General features: G+C 56.0%; 2 protein-coding genes. Both read right to left on the reverse strand.

Going from position 1 to position 1,579, the window contains the following annotated elements; translation table 11 throughout:
• A partial coding sequence (locus tag ACFSUD_RS19555; protein ID WP_386376179.1) for an SRPBCC family protein occupies positions 1-858 on the reverse strand: 858 nt, incomplete at its 3' end.
• A complete protein-coding gene (locus ACFSUD_RS19560; RefSeq protein WP_386376180.1) occupies positions 810-1,112 on the reverse strand; it encodes a Rieske 2Fe-2S domain-containing protein in 303 nt (100 codons plus the stop codon). The genes ACFSUD_RS19555 and ACFSUD_RS19560, both read right to left, overlap by 49 nt.
• Positions 1,113-1,579: the final 467 nt, after the last annotated feature.

Raw genomic sequence — 1,579 nt, forward strand, 5'->3', positions numbered from 1 at the left:
CGAAAACCTGAGAGAACTCATCGAAATGGACCGTGAGCGCGCGCACTGACCGCGCACGGCCCACGCCGGATGCTTACCATCCGTCAGGTGCTGAACGCAATAGTCTTCGCCTTCGACAGCATCTTCATGGACGATCCAGCTCGAATACAATGCGCATTTCTCTGCGCCCAGCGGTAAAACCCAGTTTGTCGCGATATGGTCCGAGGTGAAATGGACCCAAGCGTTAGGATTGAACCACATCGAAAGGGTGCTTGGATCGTAGTCCTCAAACGGACCAATAAGTTTCTTGGACGCCGGTTCGCCATCGAAAGTGATGGATTTGTAATTCTCTCTGAGGGGATATCGTGCAACGCGGGCGCTGTCGTTCGGCACAAACGCCTGCTCCTTCCACGGCAGGCCCATTGCCTCCCACCTTTGAACCGCTCTTTCGAACATCTCTGTGTAATCAGGCGTTTTGGCTCCATTAAAGCTGGAGGGGTCAAAGAGCTTGGTCAGGCGCTTGTGGTTGTTGTGGCAGTGGCAGCATTCACGATTGTTGATCATCACCATCAGCCAGTTGGCATCAATGACTTCACGGTGATGGTGTGCGAGCTTGTATCCGCCACTTTCAAGATGAAATGGGTCCGTGTAGGGGGCGAGGACTTCTGCGATCTCGATCATGTCGGACTGGTCCGGCTTGTCGCTCAGACAGGCAAAGAGCATGCCTGCGACCTCGGTAAGGGGGATCTGCTTCAGTCCCCGGGTCTGGCCGTCAGGTGAGCTGGGATAATCCGCCCCGAAACCAGGCGCGTTGCGGAGCGATCCGTCGTTCAGGTTATAGGCCCACTGATGGTTGGGGAAACGATGCTGGCAGGACACTTGCCGATATCAGCCTTCAGGAGCCGCGCGCTTTGATGCGAACAGCGATTGACCATACACCGGATAGCGCCGTCCGTGCCATGAATCAGGAAATACTGATCCTCGAAAATTTGAAAGTTGAAGTAATTGCGCGGCTGAGGGATATCGCCCCGCGTTCCGACGAAAAACCATTTGCGGCACAAGGCACGCAGAGTTCGCTCCACGTCGAAAATGACGCTCTGCGGAAGCCCAAATCCGGATGAATACTGGCTCATGCGCTACACCCGTGAACATCCTGTGCGGTTTTCCGTCGGAAATTAGTAATTCACCTTTCTGGCTGCTCCACCAATTGCGACACTCAATGATCGAAGCGGGACGAGCTGAAATGTTGTCGACCTGACGCGCGTAGGCGGTAGATAACTGAATTGTGGGGTCAGAGCCGCCGTGCGTCATCCTTTATAGGTGGCCCATCCGTCCGATCGACACTCGGCTCTTGGCGGATGAGGTGGATGGCTCCTGCTCCACCGGCATCGAATGTGCCAAAGTGCAGTTGTCATGGACTGCGAGGAAAGGAGACAGGCATGAGCGCAGTTGCTGAGCGTCACCCATGGCCATTACGATCGCAGTGTCTGGAGTCGCACCTTCGGCGCAGGCATTGTTCCCGGTTAGACCCCATGATCGCCGTGTGAGCTGACTGGCTCGGCGGCCTCTCCCGCGGCATTCTCCGTTCGAGGGTTGCGTC

Origin of the sequence: Sulfitobacter aestuarii (assembly GCF_042685005.1) — a bacterium.
Taxonomy (GTDB): domain Bacteria; phylum Pseudomonadota; class Alphaproteobacteria; order Rhodobacterales; family Rhodobacteraceae; genus Sulfitobacter; species Sulfitobacter aestuarii.